At 43.8% G+C, this 16,427-nt stretch carries 14 protein-coding genes; 5 read left to right on the top strand and 9 right to left on the bottom strand.

From position 1 onward, the window contains the following. Positions 1–173: 173 nt before the first annotated feature. The gene (locus tag KI742_RS13950; protein ID WP_005376880.1) at positions 174–2,057 is read left to right on the top strand and encodes a methyl-accepting chemotaxis protein; all 1,884 of its coding nucleotides are present in this window, start codon (positions 174–176) and stop codon (positions 2,055–2,057) included. A gap of 69 nt (positions 2,058–2,126) precedes the next feature. Here KI742_RS13950 and KI742_RS13945 read toward each other — a convergent pair whose 3' ends face one another. Beyond that, positions 2,127–2,846: a 3'-5' exonuclease gene (locus KI742_RS13945; protein ID WP_005376881.1), complete on the bottom strand. Its 720-nt coding sequence runs from the start codon at positions 2,844–2,846 to the stop codon at positions 2,127–2,129. An 8-nt stretch (positions 2,847–2,854) separates the two neighbouring features. Further along, positions 2,855–4,744: a DUF294 nucleotidyltransferase-like domain-containing protein gene (locus tag KI742_RS13940; RefSeq protein WP_053306567.1), complete on the bottom strand. Its 1,890-nt coding sequence runs from the start codon at positions 4,742–4,744 to the stop codon at positions 2,855–2,857. 314 nt (positions 4,745–5,058) lie between these two features. Here KI742_RS13940 and KI742_RS13935 point away from each other — a divergent pair, with 314 nt between their 5' ends. Next, positions 5,059–5,700, top strand: coding sequence for an outer membrane beta-barrel protein (locus tag KI742_RS13935; protein ID WP_054574733.1), 642 nt, complete (start codon positions 5,059–5,061; stop codon positions 5,698–5,700). Between the two features lie 89 nt (positions 5,701–5,789). On the opposite strand, the gene KI742_RS13930 is transcribed toward KI742_RS13935, so the two are convergent. From KI742_RS13930 to KI742_RS13920, 3 genes are all read right to left on the bottom strand, one after another. Next, the gene (locus KI742_RS13930) at positions 5,790–6,980 is read right to left on the bottom strand and encodes an amino acid aminotransferase (protein ID WP_017636105.1); all 1,191 of its coding nucleotides are present in this window, start codon (positions 6,978–6,980) and stop codon (positions 5,790–5,792) included. Positions 6,981–7,311: 331 nt separating this feature from the next. Continuing rightward, entirely contained in the window at positions 7,312–7,611 is a 300-nt protein-coding gene (locus KI742_RS13925; RefSeq protein WP_005376885.1) for a hypothetical protein, read from the bottom strand. Positions 7,612–7,856: 245 nt separating this feature from the next. Next, positions 7,857–8,087 carry a hypothetical protein gene (locus KI742_RS13920; RefSeq protein ID WP_017636104.1) on the bottom strand — a complete coding sequence of 77 codons (231 nt, stop codon included), beginning with the start codon at positions 8,085–8,087 and terminating at the stop codon, positions 7,857–7,859. A 258-nt stretch (positions 8,088–8,345) separates the two neighbouring features. Here KI742_RS13920 and KI742_RS13915 point away from each other — a divergent pair, with 258 nt between their 5' ends. Then, positions 8,346–9,737 carry a PLP-dependent aminotransferase family protein gene (locus KI742_RS13915; protein ID WP_171344301.1) on the top strand — a complete coding sequence of 464 codons (1,392 nt, stop codon included), beginning with the start codon at positions 8,346–8,348 and terminating at the stop codon, positions 9,735–9,737. A gap of 98 nt (positions 9,738–9,835) precedes the next feature. Further along, positions 9,836–10,060, top strand: coding sequence for a hypothetical protein (locus tag KI742_RS13910; protein WP_033905633.1), 225 nt, complete (start codon positions 9,836–9,838; stop codon positions 10,058–10,060). Between the two features lie 91 nt (positions 10,061–10,151). Here the strand turns inward: KI742_RS13910 and asnS are convergent, their stop codons facing one another. Both asnS and KI742_RS13900 read right to left on the bottom strand, forming a co-directional pair. Beyond that, positions 10,152–11,552: an asparagine--tRNA ligase gene (gene asnS, locus KI742_RS13905; RefSeq protein WP_017636101.1), complete on the bottom strand. Its 1,401-nt coding sequence runs from the start codon at positions 11,550–11,552 to the stop codon at positions 10,152–10,154. A gap of 189 nt (positions 11,553–11,741) precedes the next feature. Then, complete coding sequence (locus KI742_RS13900; RefSeq protein WP_262658715.1) at positions 11,742–13,367, bottom strand: methyl-accepting chemotaxis protein; 1,626 nt, start codon at positions 13,365–13,367, stop codon at positions 11,742–11,744. Positions 13,368–13,660: 293 nt separating this feature from the next. Between KI742_RS13900 and queD the strand changes: the two genes are divergently transcribed. Then, complete coding sequence (gene queD, locus KI742_RS13895; protein WP_005376896.1) at positions 13,661–14,023, top strand: 6-carboxytetrahydropterin synthase QueD; 363 nt, start codon at positions 13,661–13,663, stop codon at positions 14,021–14,023. A gap of 89 nt (positions 14,024–14,112) precedes the next feature. Here the strand turns inward: queD and KI742_RS13890 are convergent, their stop codons facing one another. Both KI742_RS13890 and KI742_RS13885 read right to left on the bottom strand, forming a co-directional pair. Then, positions 14,113–14,580 carry a GNAT family N-acetyltransferase gene (locus KI742_RS13890; protein WP_017820448.1) on the bottom strand — a complete coding sequence of 156 codons (468 nt, stop codon included), beginning with the start codon at positions 14,578–14,580 and terminating at the stop codon, positions 14,113–14,115. A gap of 94 nt (positions 14,581–14,674) precedes the next feature. Further along, positions 14,675–16,390: an EAL domain-containing protein gene (locus tag KI742_RS13885; protein WP_017820447.1), complete on the bottom strand. Its 1,716-nt coding sequence runs from the start codon at positions 16,388–16,390 to the stop codon at positions 14,675–14,677. Positions 16,391–16,427 lie beyond the last annotated feature (37 nt).

Genomic DNA, 16,427 nt, shown 5'->3' with positions numbered 1-16,427 from the left:
GCTTTTTTTGTGCGGTTTTTATGACGCTCGAGACAAAAAAATGACACATGAAAGTTCATATTTTACAAAGAGTTAATGTGCTATTTTGTTTTTTAAAAATTAGTGAATAGTCGTAAAAAAGTGTGTAATATTCATGCACCTTAACTGTTCTCCCAACTCAAAAAACTATAAATATGAAATTATCATTAAAACAAAAGCTTATAGGCGCAAGCCTTTCTGCTGTTGTTGTGATGGCAACAGCACTTACTTGGTTGTCGGCTGGTCAATTATTTGATCAGACTCGTTCAGGTGTCTATTCACGTGCGCAAAGTCTTAGTACTACTGCGTCAGAGGGAATTTCTGATTGGGTCAATATCCGTAAAGATATTGCCACTGCGTTCAACGACTACTCGACCGAGCAAGACGTTGTTCCTTTCCTACAACAAGCTCGCAAGGCTGGTGGCTTCGATGACATCTTCCTTGGTACACCAAACGGTGATATGTACCGCTCTCATCCGGAGCGTAACCGTGCTGATTATGACCCTCGCACACGTCCTTGGTACAAGGATGCTGATGCAGCGGGTAAGCAAATCATCACCGCCGCATATCAAGACGCAATCACGAATGCACTACTTGTGACCATTGCTGAGCCAGTAATGAAAAATGGTCAGTTTGTTGGTGTTGTTGGTGCGGACGTACTGATCGATCAGCTTATCAGCGATGTAATTAACTTAGATGCAGGTGAAAACGCGCATGCGATGCTAATCGACATGAATGAAGGCACCTTCTTAGCGCATCCAGATAAAAGCTTGACGCTTAAGCCTATCACCAGTGTTCTAAAAGATTTTTCAGAAGAGGCAATTGAGCGTGCCGCCGATGAAGGTCGTATCGAAGATACGGTAATCAAAGGAAAAGAGAAGCTTTACTACTTCAATAAAGTTCCTGGTACGCATTGGATGTTTGCGATTGAAATGGATCGCGCAACAGAAGAAGCAGGTCATGCGGTATTGCTACGTGATCTATTGTTCACTGCTGTGGCGATCACGATTGTGGTTATTCTTGCAGTTTCTTGGCTAGTTGGCTTCTTGTTCCGTGACTTGAACCGCGTATCAAATGCACTGGAAGAAATTGCATCTGGCGAAGGTGACTTAACGCAACGCCTAGAACCACGCAGTGATGATGAAGTAGGTAAACTGGCGGAAAACTTCAACCGTTTTGTTGGCAACATGCACACAATGGTTACTAAGCTTAGCCACGTATCTTCTGCGCTTTCAGAGCAAGCACGTACGACAGCACAGCAAGCTGAGGAGCGTAGTCAGCGTATCTCTTACCAGCAAGATGAAATCAACATGGTGGCGACGGCCGTGAACGAAATGGCAGCAGCGACACAAGAAATTGCAGGTAATGCTGATAGCACGGCAAGTAACTCAGAAGAAGCGGTTCAAGCTTGTTCACACGGTTCAAGCCAAGTAACTCAAACGCAAGGCTCTATTCAGAACTTAGCGCAAGAAGTTCAAGTTGCTACTGATGTGATTCAAGAGCTAGAAGCACACGGAAATAGCATCAATACGATTCTATCAACGATTCAAGGCATTGCAGAGCAAACGAACCTACTTGCACTTAACGCGGCGATCGAAGCGGCACGTGCAGGTGAGCAAGGCCGTGGTTTTGCTGTGGTTGCAGATGAAGTCCGCGTATTGAGCCAACGTACTCATGCTTCAACGCAAGAGATTCAAGAAACTATCGAGATGCTACAAGGCACAACAGCCAAAGCGGTCGGTATTATGGGTGACAGTCGTCGTCTAGCTGATACCAGTGTTGATGATGCCAATGCGGCTGCAGCGAGCTTGACGCAAATCCACACTGCTGTTGAGCGTATCAGTGATATGGCAACGCAGATTGCTTCAGCAGCAGAAGAGCAAGCATCGGTAACCACTGAGATCACTCGTAACACTGAAGGTATTCGTGACGTGTCTAACGAGTTGTCAGTCGAAGCTCATCAAGCAGCAGAACAAGCTGCCCACCTGTCTGAGCTATCACACGAACTTGAACAAGAGATTCAACGCTTTAAGCTGTAATCTTGTCTCAACCTAAGTAAAAAGGAGCCATCTGGCTCCTTTTTTGATCGCTATTAAGCGTGAAGTATACTACAGCCAGAACTCACTGATGGGTTGCTCTTCACTGTAATGATGGGCGATTTGCGCTTGCAGTAGCTCTGCGGTAGCAATTGCATCGGTTAATGCATGGTGAGGCGTATAGTCTGGCAGCCCATAACGGCGTCGAGATTGCGCTAGCCGAACCGATTCTGGTTTTTTCCCTTTTAAACGCTCCCAGAGAGAGCCTGAACGTTTCTGTTGAATCGTTTCTTCAAGGTGCAGCGTATCTAAAACAGGAAACTCAATACCTTCCCCTAAACGGCTTTTGAGCGCTTTATCCAGAAACTCTCTCTCGATACGACGGTAATGAACAACAATGATTTTCCCGCTTAAGCATGGTAGCAGCTCGCTTAAGATATCGCCTAAGTCAGGTGCATCGATCAATTCGCTGTGAGTAATACCGTGTATAATGACTGAATCTTCATCGAGTGCACGCTGTGGACGTACCTTCCAATGACGCGAGTTACGTAGGAAAATTCGCTTCAGGTTAAACGGCACCAAACCAATAGTAATTATGTCATGTTTTTCAGGATTCAAACCCGTCGTTTCGAAATCTAACGCCACGAACTCCACCTCAGATAACGGTGTTTCTGGAGCAGGCGGCTTGTTGCTATAAAACGCAATTAAATTCTCATCCTTCGCCATCTCCAGCTTTTGTTCAAACTTCGTTGGCCACTGAATGGTTGGCTTCTGAAAGAGCTTTTTAATCATGCTAAACCTCACTTAAAGCTCTTGTTCGCTTGGTAGCGGAACTTAAGGAAATTTTGACCATTGCTTAGGATCTGGAATGCATCCTTTAGGTTGCGACGTTCAAACTCAGAGAGGTTTTCCGGTTCGATATTGTTATCAGGCTCAATGCCTAGTTCCACATCCGTCGCTTGGTGACGAATACGTACCATGGAAATAAATTCTAACGCGTCTTTTAAGTCTTGTGCTCGACCTTTTGGCAAAATGCCAGCATCAATAATGTCGTCAAGACGCTCAAACGAGTTCTGTGCACGTGAACCAACCGCCAGAGAGTGAACGCGAATTAAGTCGACCAGAGGAGCAGTACCGCGACGTTTGAGGTTGATGGAGTTGTTGTGTCTGCCATCTTTTTCCATCACGAAGTCTTTAAAGAAGCCTAGAGGTGGTGTTCTGTTTAGTGCGTTACGAGCCAAACACGCTAAGAAGCGGTTGTTCTTTCGAGCGCGACGAACAATAAAGCTAGTTAACTGTTCTGCCCATTTTAAGCGGCCATAGACGCCATCCAAGTCGAAAAAGATGGAGGCGTTGAGTAGTGCTTTCGGGTTCGGGTTATCAATCCAGTCAGCAAAACACTCTTCCCACTCTGAACGAGTCATGCGCCAGAGTGGGTTGGTTGCCATAATATCACCTGTGCAATATTTGTAGCCACAGGCATCTAACCCATCGCTGACGTATTTTGCTAGGGCTTCGAAGTATTTACCATGTTTCTCTTCTTGATAAGTCTCATCTAGAATGATGGCGTTATCTTGGTCAGTCACCAACAGTTGCTCATCTCGCCCCATTGAGCCAAGTGCAAGGAAACAATAAGGAATTGGCGGTGGGCCAAGCTCTTCTTCTGCCATTTCTAGCAGACGTTGTTTGAAGCTTCGGCCAATGACCGACATCGCGCTACCCACCATGTGAGAGTTGGCATCTTCATTGACCAAACGCACGAAGCTGCTTTTCACTTCTTCGGCAACAACGGCTAAATCTTCGATAGTCTGTTGTTGGAAAATACTACTCACCAACAACAACGAATTCTGAGATTCATAACGAACAATGTCGGTAGTTTCGATAATACCGATTGGTAATTGGTTTTTTACCACTGGTAGGTGATGTACGTTGTAACGCAGCATCGTTAACATTGCTTCATAGATGTAAGCGTTGTGGTCAAGAGACATGACCTCCGTGGTCATCACACTAGACACATCGTCCTGTGGGGACAAACCTTCAGCTAACACACGGGTACACAAGTCACGGTCAGTAATGATACCAAGTACTGGGGACTGTGGATCGTCTTCGTCACGAAGGAAATCTGGGTCGACGATAAGTAAAGCCGATACGTTGTCATTCGCCATTTGCTGCGCGGCTTGCTGGATTGTCTGACCACGATCAATCGTATGAGCATCGCCAGTTAGCAAGGTTTTCACTTTCGACGTCGTCAGGTCATTGGCGTCTTTGTTTTCTGAAATGGCTTGGCGTAAACGAGCGCTATTTTCAACTTCAACAAAATCCGCAAAGGAATCAAAGTTATCGTAAATTTCTTGGAAAATGTCACCAGGAATACAGTAGAGCAGGGTATCCTCAATGGCTTTTACCGGAAAGCGGACTTTGTTATTGGTGAGCATGCCCATCTGGCCAAATAGGTCACCTTCGTCAAGGCGGTTATACAGCTCACCTTTGCGTCGATAAACTTCAACAACACCGCTTCGCACCACGTATAAATCTTGGATATAGTCTCCAAAATGGATGATGGGGGTATCTTCTCGGTAGTACGAGATTTCGACACTCTCTGTCACCTTGTTTAGTGTTTCTTCAGGGAGTTCATTGAACGGGGGATACTTGGCGAGAAAGTTGTAAATCTCGAGAAGTTCTGCATCCATCGAAGGCGCCTTTTAGTTCGCAAATAATAAAGTAATCTTAACTTAGTTTTAAAACAGAGTCTTATCTGAACCGCGATTTTCGTGCTCAGTCATAAGATTCTGACATATCGCACGATAAGGGAGCTTCATTTTTACTACTATATGATCACCTCAATTGAAAAAGACGTCGTCGATATGTTTTCTTCGTGATGAATGATTAGCTCTTTGGCTGTTTCAGATCGTTATCACGTCTTTAGATTACGCTATTCTTTTTGAGCCAAGTAGCTCAGGCGATGGAATACAGTGTTTAGATAATTCTCATGAAAGGAAGTCGAATGGTGAGAAATTTATTGCTTGTTTCTTTAGCTGCTTTGCCGGCGATATCAAGCGCAGCGGTCATGGACCAAGCAGAAAAATTTGGGTACGAACACATTCATTTGGATGTTGGTGCCGGAACGACAAACGAAGAATGGTTAGATAACTCTAATGCGACCACAGTTGGACTCGGTGGTAACTATTTGTTTACTGAGAACTGGTTGTTTAATGTTGATTACTCAGCGCAGTTTTTCCATCCGGATGATTTTACTCTTCGCATTGACCGCCTTTTGTTTGGTGGTGGTTACCGTTATGGAGTTACAGAGCAATTCGATATCTACGGGATATATGGAATAGGCGCAATCAAAGCGAAAGCGACGGACGACAAAACGGATAATACGTTGTCTTCCGATAGCGAATTGATTCAAGCTGTAACTGTTGGGGTGAATTACTTGCTCAGTGAAAAGCTTATTGCGACAGCTGAAGTGGAGTTTAACCGTAGTGATATCGTTGATGAGAACAATTTTAAGATCGGTTTTAACTACCAATGGCATAAAGTCATCGGCACTGGTCTTTTTTATCAGTTTAGAGATACTGATTACAGCGGTGAAAGCTCAGATTACGTCAATGAAGTAGGGCTGAGTTTGAAGTTTGTCTACTAGATCGGACGGGTTCGTTTTTGGCGTTAAGTTAAAACAAAAAAGGTCAGCTTATGCTGACCTTTCCTTTTAATAAAGTATGCGACAGTCGATTATAAAACCGCTGCAATGCCTTTACACAGAGGGCCCATATTTGACTTCGTCATACCAGCAACACTGATTCGGCCAGAACCGACAATGTAAATACCGAACTCTTCTTTAAGGCGGTTAACTTGCTCTTTAGAAAGACCAGAGAAAGAGAACATACCATTTTGACGTTCGATGAAACTAAAGTCTGCGTCCACACCCTCTGCTTTTAGTGTCGCTACAAATAGTTCACGCATTTCTTGAATGCGGTCACGCATTTCTGCTACTTCAGCTTCCCATTCCGCACGCATTTCGGCGTTGCCAAGAATGTGAGTCACGACAGCGCTGCCGTGTGCAGGTGGGTTAGAGTAGATAGAGCGAATAATGGCTTTAACTTGAGAAAAAGCGGTTGTTGCGACTTCTTCTGACTCAGCTACTAACGTGAAGGCACCTACGCGTTCATTGTATAGGCCAAAGTTTTTCGAGAAAGAGCTCGCGACTAGGATTTCTTTGTTGTATTTAGCAAAAGTACGAAGACCTGCAGCATCTTCTTCCACACCTTTAGCAAAGCCTTGGTAGGCGAAGTCGAACAGAGGAAGCAACTTCTTCTCTGCGACAAGTTTCGCCAATGTTTCCCATTCTTCAGCTGTAGGATCGATCCCTGTAGGGTTGTGACAGCAGCCGTGTAGAAGCACGATGTCGCCTTCAGATGCAGATTGCAGATCATTTAGCATCGCGTCGAAGTCTTTGTCTTTTGTTTCAGCATTGTAGTAGCTGTATTGTGCCGTTTCGATACCAGCAGCAGTAAATACGCCGTTGTGGTTCGCCCATGTAGGATTGCTGATCCAGATCTTTACATCGCCTAGTTGACGTTTAATGAACTCGCCGGCAACACGTAGTGCACCAGTACCACCCGGAGCTTGCGCTGTTTTAGCGCGTTTTTCGTTTACAATTTCTGCATCAGAGCCGAAAAGCAGTTTTTGCACTGCAATACCGTACTCTGCTGTGCCTTCGATGGTTAGGTAAGATTTGGTTTTTTCAGTTTCAACAAGTGCTGCTTCAGCTTTCTTTACTGTCGCAAGAACGGGAGTTTCGCCTTGCTCGTTTTTGTAAATACCTACGCCAAGGTTAATTTTGTCTGCGCGAGCATCTTTTTTAAACTCTTCAGTAAGGCCAAGAATAGGGTCAGCCGGAGCGGCAACTACTTTTTCAAACATAATCTTCATCCATGTTAATCGAAGGGGTGTGCTAACATTTATACCTTTCAGCAATATTGGTTACAACCGTTACTGAAAAGAAAACCTAAAAAAGTTGCGATTTGAAACAGAATTCTAACATAACTAAAGTTTTTGCCATGAAAACGTTTGGTAGGCACAGAGTTTGAAGGGCATTTATGCCATGGTTGGAGAAGTTTTGCACACATCCCAATCGTTTCAATTCAGTGCTTTGCGTTAACACGTTTATAATTGTCTAGTGAGGATTTGTTGAGACAAAAACGCCCCACCAAAGGTGGAGCGTTTACTGTTAGAGTATGGATATCGGTTGGGGTTATTTCTTCAGATTGATTTCCGACTCAACCGCATTGGTTTCGATGTCAGGGTTAGAAGAAAGTTTTTCAGTCGCCCAGTCGTTCATATGCTTTAAGATCGCTTTTAATGCGTGCTTTTCGGTTGGTACTTCTGTCTTTTCAACTTCAAGTTTTTGCTTCGGATGCGTACCCGTCGCATCTTCCGCAACGTGTAGCCAATCTGGGTGCCAGTAATAAGGTTGGCCGGAAGGAGAGCTCCAAGAATGTACGCCGTTGGATTCACCTTTGTATTTAATATCTTCTTCGTTGTATTTCGCCATTATTGTTTTCTCTCATAATCCATGAGTTGAGGTGTGCATCACCATTACTATTTAAATGTAACAGATGTAATGAAAATTAATGTGATAACAATCGACTTATTTTGCCCTTTGAACGCTATAGAAGATGCGTACTTCTCATTCAGAAGAATTTACTATTTGGCAGGTTTTAGCTTTATTTGTGTTTAAAGCATACAACGATGGATTCGCCTACCTAATGCTATTCTTGAACGGTGATAGAGCCTAAACTACTCGTCATTCAAGTGTTTGAGAATCGCCGCTTTTGCATGCTCTTCTGTCGCTGTTTCTCCATCAGGGACTTCAAGGTCAGCCTTTTTGTGTTCACCCAAAGCATCTTCAGCGATATGCAGCCAATCAGGATGCCAATAATAAGGGGTGGTACTGCCAGGATGGTCCCAACTATGTACACCTTTATGTTTTCCGCGATACGAGAGATCGTCCATTGTAAAAACTTTCATCGCTTCCTCCTGATTTAAAGACAGTAGTTCGAAGTGAGTTTAACGCACTCAGTCCAACGTAAAACCTTGGCTTTTAGGTATTGCAAAGATGTGAGGCAATATGTGTGTAACGGTCAAAGTATGGGATATAAACGCTCACTTCGTGGCTGAAATATCTATTATAAGATTGATAAATTACGTTGCTAAATTGAATACTCCCATATCAGAATGCTGGCGCGAAGTATGCTATGGTGCGGCTGTAAGTGAAATGAGGGAAACATGAACCGATACCGTCAACTGGCTGAGCTGTTCAAAACGCAGATTCAGCAAAATACTTGGAGAGCAGGGGAAAAGCTGCCATCAGTGCGTGTAACAAGCCGAAACCATTCTGTCAGCGCAGGTACGGTATTACAAGCTTATCAGCTGCTCGAAGCACAAGGTTGGGTCGCAGCGAAACCTCAGTCTGGATACTTTGTTACTGCGGAGTTGGACCGCTTCGAACCGAGTTCTCCAGCCACTTCCGTTTATCGCTCCAGCATCAACGATGAACTTTACGACTACCTCAAAAATCAGGCCTCACCGAATGCGGTGAAGTTTGGCTCCGCGTTTCCAGACCCTGCATTGTTCCCATTAGAAGCGCTAAACCGCAACCTAGCCAGCTCAGGCAGGAAGATGGGGGCAGAGACGTTATTGGATAACTTGCCGCCGGGCTGTGAGTCTCTACGCCGTTTGATTGCTCAACGGTACATCCAACAAGGTATGGTGTTTACCCATGATGATATTGTCGTTACTTCTGGCGCATTAGAAGCGTTGAATTTGAGCCTTCAGGCCGTGACCCAGCCTGGAGATACTGTTGTAGTTGAATCACCGACGTTTTATGGCGCACTTCAAGCGATTGAACGTTTAGGTCTAAAGGCGATAGAAATAACGGTGGATCCGTTAACTGGACATTCAGTGGATCAAATTGAAGCGACTTTTGCCGGCAATGATGTTCGCGCATGTTGGTTAATGACTAACTTTCACAATCCAACAGGAACCTTATTAAGTGACGGGCAGAAGCAACGTATCGTCGAACTGGCTGACAAATACGATGTGTACTTGATCGAAGATGATGTGTATTCAGAGCTTTATTTTTCTGAAAAAAAGCCAAGCTCACTTAAAGCTTTTGATACACAAGAGCGCGTGTTGCATTGTGGATCATTTTCAAAAAGCCTTTGCCCTGGCTATAGGCTGGGCTGGGTGGTAAACAAACGCTTCAATGAGCAACTTCAAAAGCTGCAACTTATCTCGACGTTGTCAGGCAGTGCACCAATCCAGCAGGGTATCGCGCATTACTTGCAAAACGATAGTTATGATAGCCATCTTAGAAAACTGCGAAAGAATCTTGAGCAGCGGCAATTGGCGTTTATTGAACTGGTTGATAAGTACTTTCCCCAATCGATTCGTTACACGCAACCGGAAGGCGGCTATTTTCTTTGGATAGAACTGCCGAAAACAAAGTGCGGAAAAGCGATTTATCAGAAGTTATTGGAAGCGAACATCACTGTAGCATTTGGTCAGTTGTTTTCTGTCGCTCCAAATTATGAGAACTACCTGAGGCTTAATACATCGTTACCTGTAAATGATGAATTAGAACAAGCCGTGAAGACGGTCGGAGAATTACTTCATTAGCCAACTGTTTACCTGTTTTTTGCTCAAACTGTATCAGTGGACGATACCGAAGCTGTGTTTCAATCATGGGCAGACAACCATTTAGGTTAGGAGCCGTAATGAAAAAGCAGTTGGTAAAGCATGAACTTAGGTTGATGGGTGTTGCTATTTTTAGCGCATTTTTGTTGGTGTTTGCACATTTGATATTGGCGAAATCTTTTTCTCATATGGTTTGGACGGAATACACTGCTGCCGTTATCCCATTTGTGATGTTTGGCTTGTGTGTGGTTGGAGTAAAATACGCAGCGCGAGCAGATGAGGATGACGACGAAGATAACAACTAGAGTGCATACACCGGTTGCTAGAAAATCATTCGTACAAAATAAAAGACCTCCACATGGGAGGTCTTTTTAATTCGATATCACTAAAAAGTGATTAGAAGTTCGCAGAGCGAGGAGTACGTGGGAATGGGATCACGTCACGAACGTTGCCCATACCAGTTACGTAAGATACTAGGCGCTCGAAGCCTAGACCGAAGCCTGCGTGTGGCACTGTACCGTATTTACGTAGGTCGCGGTACCAGCTCATGTGTTCAGGATCGATACCCACTTCACGCATACGTGCATCTAGAATGTCTAGGCGCTCTTCACGCTGAGAACCACCGATGATTTCGCCGATGCCCGGTGCTAGAACGTCCATCGCTGCAACTGTTTTACCGTCATCGTTAGCACGCATGTAGAATGCTTTAATGTCTTTCGGGTAGTTCTTAACGATTACAGGTGCTTTGAAGTGTTCTTCAGCAAGGAAACGCTCGTGCTCAGAAGACATATCGATACCCCATTCAACTGGGAATTCGAACTCACGACCTGAATCAAGAAGGATCTGGATTGCGTCAGTGTAGTCAACTTGCGCGAAGTCAGAAGAAACGAACTGCTCTAGACGAGTGATTGCTTCTTTGTCGATGCGTTGAGCGAAGAACTCAAGGTCATCGCGACACTCTGCAAGCACTGCTTTAAACACGTACTTGAGCATGTCTTCAGCCAGTTTCGCTACATCATCCAGTTCTGCGAACGCAACTTCAGGCTCAACCATCCAGAATTCTGCTAGGTGGCGGCTTGTGTTTGAGTTTTCAGCACGGAAAGTAGGGCCGAAAGTGTAAACTTTGCTTAGCGCACAAGCGTAAGCTTCTGCGTTTAGCTGACCAGATACGGTTAGGAACGTCTCTTTACCGAAGAAGTCTTCGTTGTAGTCCACTTTACCAGCGTCAGTGCGAGGAAGGTTTTCCATGTCTAGCGTAGATACGCGGAACATTTCACCAGCGCCTTCAGCATCTGAAGCCGTGATCAACGGCGCAGATACCCAGAAGTAACCTTGCTCGTGGTAGAAGCGGTGGATTGCTTGAGATAGGCAGTTACGTACACGTGCTACTGCACCTATTACGTTTGTGCGCGGACGTAGGTGCGCAACTTCACGTAGGTACTCGATTGAGTGACGAGTTTTTGCCATTGGGTAAGTTTCAGCATCTTCAACCCAACCAACCACTTTAACGTCAGTGGCAGCAAGTTCGAAGTCTTGACCCTTTGCAGGAGATTCAACAATCTTACCAGTTACTTCAACAGAGCAGCCAGTCGTTAGCTTTAATACTTCGTCTTCGTAATTATTAAGATTATTTGGGACCACGGCCTGAATCGGGTCGAAACAAGAGCCGTCATATATGGCAAGGAAAGAGATTCCAGCTTTGGAATCACGACGTGAACGGATCCAGCCACGAACAGTCACTTCGCTGTCTACTGCTAGCTGACCTTTCAATACGTCTGATACAGGCGCGTAAGTCATGTTTTCAATATTCTCCATTGAGGTAAAAATTCAACTCAACGCTTACTTAAAGTACTTGTCTAATAACATTTTTGTTCAAAAAACAAGCTAAGCGCTGAGTTGGGTAGCATTTTACAGATTCAACGAGACATATTACCTGTCAATTCGCTCGCATCAACCTTTATATTCGTTTTGATGGGGAGAATCTCTCTATTTATTCACTCTTTTGTGCTCTGAAAGTGTGAATTGGTTTAGTAATTGCTCTAAACGTTCGGATAGATGCTCTAAATCAACACTAATATCACGCGTGTGCGATGCTGATTGCGATGTGTCGTTAGCATGCAGTGTGATCACATCTATTTTAGATTGAATATGCTGACTTACATCAGATGTGGTTTGCGTCTGGTTTTGGATATCTTCTGCATGTCTGAGCACTTGGCGCATTTCGTCAACAACGTTATGCATTGTGGCTGATAGTGCCTCGACATCGACAGAGCGTTGATGAGCAAACTGGCAGACGGTATCAACAGAAGTTAATGACTCTTCACTTCCTTGCTGGAATTGAGAAATGATATGTTCAATATTACCAGTGGCTTCAGCCGTCCTAGAAGCCAGGTTACGCACTTCTTCCGCGACGACCGCAAAACCGCGCCCTTGCTCTCCGGCTCGGGCGGCTTCAATAGCAGCATTCAACGCGAGCAGATTGGTTTGTTCTGCAATACCCTTAATAACCACAAGAATGGACGACACTTCTTCGGTTCTTTGATTTAGAGAGCTGATTTTTTCCCGTACAGTATCAATGTTACTTACTAGTTGTTTGATGTCTTCACTGACGTTGTGTGCTTGACTTGCACTATGAGTGGCGACATCAACGGTGTGATTGACCAAAACAGTAGCGTTGTTAGTCGAGTCCTCAACCGCAGTTTGTTGCTGCAACATATTGGTGATATTACTTTGTACTTCGTTGGTCTCTAGCTGTTGGTTATTGGCCGCTTTATCTGTGGACTGCGCGACAGCAGTTAGTTTACTCGCGGAGTCGGCAAGTGAGTGAGAGGTGTCTTGCACACGTTCTAAGCTTTCGGAGACCGTGTCCATGAATGAATTGATGGCTGTAGAAAGTTGGCCCACTTCATCCTGTTGGTGATGCATCAGTCGTTGAGATAGATCTTTACTATGGCTCACATTCGACATGAATTTCGACGTTCTTTGAATTGGTCGTACAATGATTTTTTGAATCAAACTCATCGTTATGATGAAGCCAACAAATGCGATTACGGCCATTATTCCCATCGCAAACATAGCCTGTTTACTGATCATTGAATTGACATGATTCATGTTGTATTCCAAGCGAATCGCGCCCAACACTTCTCCTGCTGGTGCAGCGTGGCAAGAAACGCAGTTGGTGCCACGGTAATTTTCGCTCGATTTCATTGGTAGCGCGACTACTAACCCTTTGCCCCAATCGGCTGAGATTGGTTCAATCACCAGTTCACCATTCAACGCTCGTTGATCAATATCATCGACAGGCTGCTGGTTTTGTTGCCCAGGTCCGTAAAGTTTGGTCACAGTATCAGCTCGCAACACGCGAACTGCTTCAATGCCTTCTTGGGCTAGGGCTTTTTGACGTAAGGTTTCTTTTTGCGACATGGTGCCCGTAAGCATCATCATATTTAGGCTATCGAAATAATTGCTAGCCTTATCATGGAGTTGTTCACTAAGAACATCATTGATTAAGGTTTTTTGTTGATGGTATTGGTAAGCCGTAGAGGCAGCTAGAACGCAGCTGAAGACAGCAATTAACGCCAGTAAGAGCTTAAAAGTGATAGTTGAGCGCATAAATTTATAAGTGTAATTGGAACGAACTGCACAATATTAATGTGCACAAATGCGCACTGCGAACAACGAAATGAATGATTGTGACCCCACACATGTTGGGGATATGTAATTGTGATGTGAGTGCTGTGTAATCAAATGTTTGGCGCGTGACAGAAATACGACGCTTTGGTGTGAGTGATAGCAAAGAGGCCGGGAACCAGCGGAAGTTTTTGCTACGCTTGTATGGGGTAACGCTTGTCTCTTGGCAGCGAATTCCTTAGTATTGCCTGTCTTTTTAAAGCCTGAGAATCAAGATGAAAACAGAATTATACAAAGAGTTTATGTTCGAAGCAGCACACCATTTGCCACACGTACCAGAAGGTCACAAGTGTGGTCGTTTGCACGGACACTCTTTCCTTGTTCGTCTTTATGTAGAAGGTGAAGTTGATCCACATACAGGTTGGGTAGTGGATTTTGCAGAGATCAAAGCTGCATTTAAACCAATTTACAATCGCTTAGACCATTACTACCTAAACGACATTGAAGGGTTAGAGAACCCGACTAGCGAAGTGTTAGCAAAATGGATTTGGCAGCAGCTTAAGCCAAGCTTACCACTGCTAAGTAAAGTAGAAATCAAAGAAACGTGCACAGCGGGTTGTATTTACAAAGGCGAATAAGTCACTTTCTGTTGAGCATTAAACAAAGGCAAGCGAGAAGCTTGCCTTTGTTGTATCTGAATGGCCCAATTTTGATTATGCTTCACCAGCTAGCTTAATGGGTGTCGTAGAATCCATTCTTTTTCATTATCACCCAATGTTGTTTCCTCTGTATTAATGAATCCGCACGCATCAAGAAAACTGATAGCGTATTGCTGACTTTGTGGGACAGTGGCGCAAAGAGAGGTGCTTTTAGGGTTAATGGTATACGCATAAAGGAACAGTTTACGCAATGCCTCACTCCCAACCCCTTGACGTTGGAAACGTTGATCAATCATCAAGTACTTAAGCTCCAGTTCGTATCGTTTAGCAAACGGCGCATGTTGGGAGAAACCTTTATCGATAACAAGATAGCCTACTAATAGATCATCAGAATAAATCGTAAAGAACGCCTCTGACTTACTACGTTTTTGATAAGCCATTTCAAACGGTGTAAAAAATCCTTTTTGCTCTTCTTGCACATCCAATTGCATCAAACTTGAAAAATCTTTCAGTTTGGTGGGTTTAATCGCAATCATCGCTCAATCACAAATTGGCGGCATACCTTTATGCCACCACGAGTTTTTATAGAGTATTAGATCTATTTTAAGTAACTAACCGAGTGAAGAAAAGCTAGCAATGAAGAGGGTAATAATAACCTTGGTGAATATAGGCGCCCAATGTTGTGAGTAAGTGAGCACTGTCTGCCGTTTCTACGCCTTCAACAATGACCGTGCAGCGATACGTATTGCCCATAGCAATTAACTGACGCAAGGTTTCTATCTTTTTATCATCAGATTTTAGGCCAATAACAAATTCTCGGTCGATTTTGAGGTAGTCCGGATTCAGCTTGCTGATAAGCGCCACGTTATTATTGCCGGTGCCAAAGTCATCAATACTGATTTTACAATCCAGAGCTTTTAGTTTTGCGACATTGCCATAAATCTCAGAGGTATAGTACATCGATGCATTTTCTGTGATTTCGATTGTCAGCAAACGGCAATCCCGATTAGATAGCTCTCTATATAGGATTGAAAAGTTACGCCCTCGCAGCAAAGAAGGACAAACGTTAATGCTGATAGGGATGGGCAACGCTTTTTGTTTGGTGTAGATGGAATCAATCACCAGTAAGGTATGAGTTAGCAGCAATCCATTGCGGATCAGTGTTTCAATAAACCGTTGCGTATTTTTTACCTTAAACCGGGAGAGGGCTTCGTAGTGCACAATCTTTTGTGCCGAAGTGTTATAAATCGGCTCCAGTTTTATTTTGAATTGTCGAATTGCGCACAAGTAAGCCATAAAGGCTTGTAGGGAGCGGTGACGCAGTATAATGAGAAAAAGTAAGCTCAGTAGAATGATACTTTGAAACGGTCCAGAGATGTAATACACCTCTTTATAGCCACTATTCTTTACGTGATAATTGAAAAAGCGTTCATTGGTGTTACCAATCTCTAACGACGTTCCGGTATTCGTTGATAGCTTCATACCGGAAAGAAAAAAACGTGAAATATGATTTTCAACATTGTCGGATAAGTTAATGTTTTTAACACGAACCAAAACAGTTGCGTTATTTAAGTCAAATGATTGGGTCGTGTAATTGTTATTGTTACTCCACTCTTCAAAGGCTTTTTTGCTGACGGGGACAACGGTTTCTGGAGTGACTAAGCATCGAATATTGAAACGATCTAGCATCATGCTCGATTCCACCAACTTCACATTATCAAATAGTGACTTCAGTTCGCTTTCATTAGCAAAGCAACTCCTGCGGGAAAGGTTCTCTGCAATTTCGAAGGCGTTATCCAGATAATTATGTTTAACGATGCTGTTTATCGCGTAGTAACAGATAGCAAAGAAAATGATCGCAGTGATCAACACAACCCACATTGCTTCTGAATAGATCTTTTTATTACGCAGGCAAATACGAAGCGCTTTGCGAAGACTATTGGTTGTGTATTGATTGATCTTCTGTTGATGTTCGATGCCATTCTGATGGTTGTTTTGCATAGTAAAAGGGATGAAGTATCCGGTCCGGTGAATGTTTTCGATAATGTTTTTGTTAGTGGTTAAATGTTCTTCCGTGAGCTTGCGAAATTTCTTTCTTAGAGCGGCCACCGCGTTTTTAAAGCCATTTTCAGGCAGTGTCATTTTGTATTGTTGAGTGATTTTGCTTTCTATTAACCGCTGACTAATCGGCGTATTTAAACTGCCGTATGTGGCGATAGTTGACAGAATGGCGTACTCATTTGGGTTGACAGGAATGGAGTGGTGGAGTGACTGATTGAGCTCTAGAGATATTTCGTTTTCGGACAAGCAAACGCAGATTTGGTTTCCAATTTCAAACCTAATCATGTGTTGATGTGCTCCAAGTTTAATTTTTGGCTACGTT

It is taken from the genome of Vibrio sp. D417a, from assembly GCF_030248595.1.
GTDB lineage: Bacteria > Pseudomonadota > Gammaproteobacteria > Enterobacterales > Vibrionaceae > Vibrio > Vibrio alginolyticus.
Note: the sequence above shows the minus strand (reverse complement) of the source record. Positions and strands in the feature narration are given on the sequence as shown.

Bases quoted from the DNA above. Each gene is read 5' to 3' on its own strand.
- KI742_RS13950 (WP_005376880.1), top strand. From the start codon at position 174: ATGAAATTATCATTAAAACAAAAGCTTATAGGCGCAAGCCTTTCTGCT.
- KI742_RS13945 (WP_005376881.1), bottom strand. From the start codon at position 2,846: ATGATTAAAAAGCTCTTTCAGAAGCCAACCATTCAGTGGCCAACGAAG.
- KI742_RS13940 (WP_053306567.1), bottom strand. From the start codon at position 4,744: ATGGATGCAGAACTTCTCGAGATTTACAACTTTCTCGCCAAGTATCCC.
- KI742_RS13935 (WP_054574733.1), top strand. From the start codon at position 5,059: ATGGTGAGAAATTTATTGCTTGTTTCTTTAGCTGCTTTGCCGGCGATA.
- KI742_RS13930 (WP_017636105.1), bottom strand. From the start codon at position 6,980: ATGTTTGAAAAAGTAGTTGCCGCTCCGGCTGACCCTATTCTTGGCCTT.
- KI742_RS13925 (WP_005376885.1), bottom strand. From the start codon at position 7,611: ATGGCGAAATACAACGAAGAAGATATTAAATACAAAGGTGAATCCAAC.
- KI742_RS13920 (WP_017636104.1), bottom strand. From the start codon at position 8,087: ATGAAAGTTTTTACAATGGACGATCTCTCGTATCGCGGAAAACATAAA.
- KI742_RS13915 (WP_171344301.1), top strand. From the start codon at position 8,346: ATGAACCGATACCGTCAACTGGCTGAGCTGTTCAAAACGCAGATTCAG.
- KI742_RS13910 (WP_033905633.1), top strand. From the start codon at position 9,836: ATGAAAAAGCAGTTGGTAAAGCATGAACTTAGGTTGATGGGTGTTGCT.
- asnS (WP_017636101.1), bottom strand. From the start codon at position 11,552: ATGACTTACGCGCCTGTATCAGACGTATTGAAAGGTCAGCTAGCAGTA.
- KI742_RS13900 (WP_262658715.1), bottom strand. From the start codon at position 13,367: ATGCGCTCAACTATCACTTTTAAGCTCTTACTGGCGTTAATTGCTGTC.
- queD (WP_005376896.1), top strand. From the start codon at position 13,661: ATGAAAACAGAATTATACAAAGAGTTTATGTTCGAAGCAGCACACCAT.
- KI742_RS13890 (WP_017820448.1), bottom strand. From the start codon at position 14,580: ATGATTGCGATTAAACCCACCAAACTGAAAGATTTTTCAAGTTTGATG.
- KI742_RS13885 (WP_017820447.1), bottom strand. From the start codon at position 16,390: ATGATTAGGTTTGAAATTGGAAACCAAATCTGCGTTTGCTTGTCCGAA.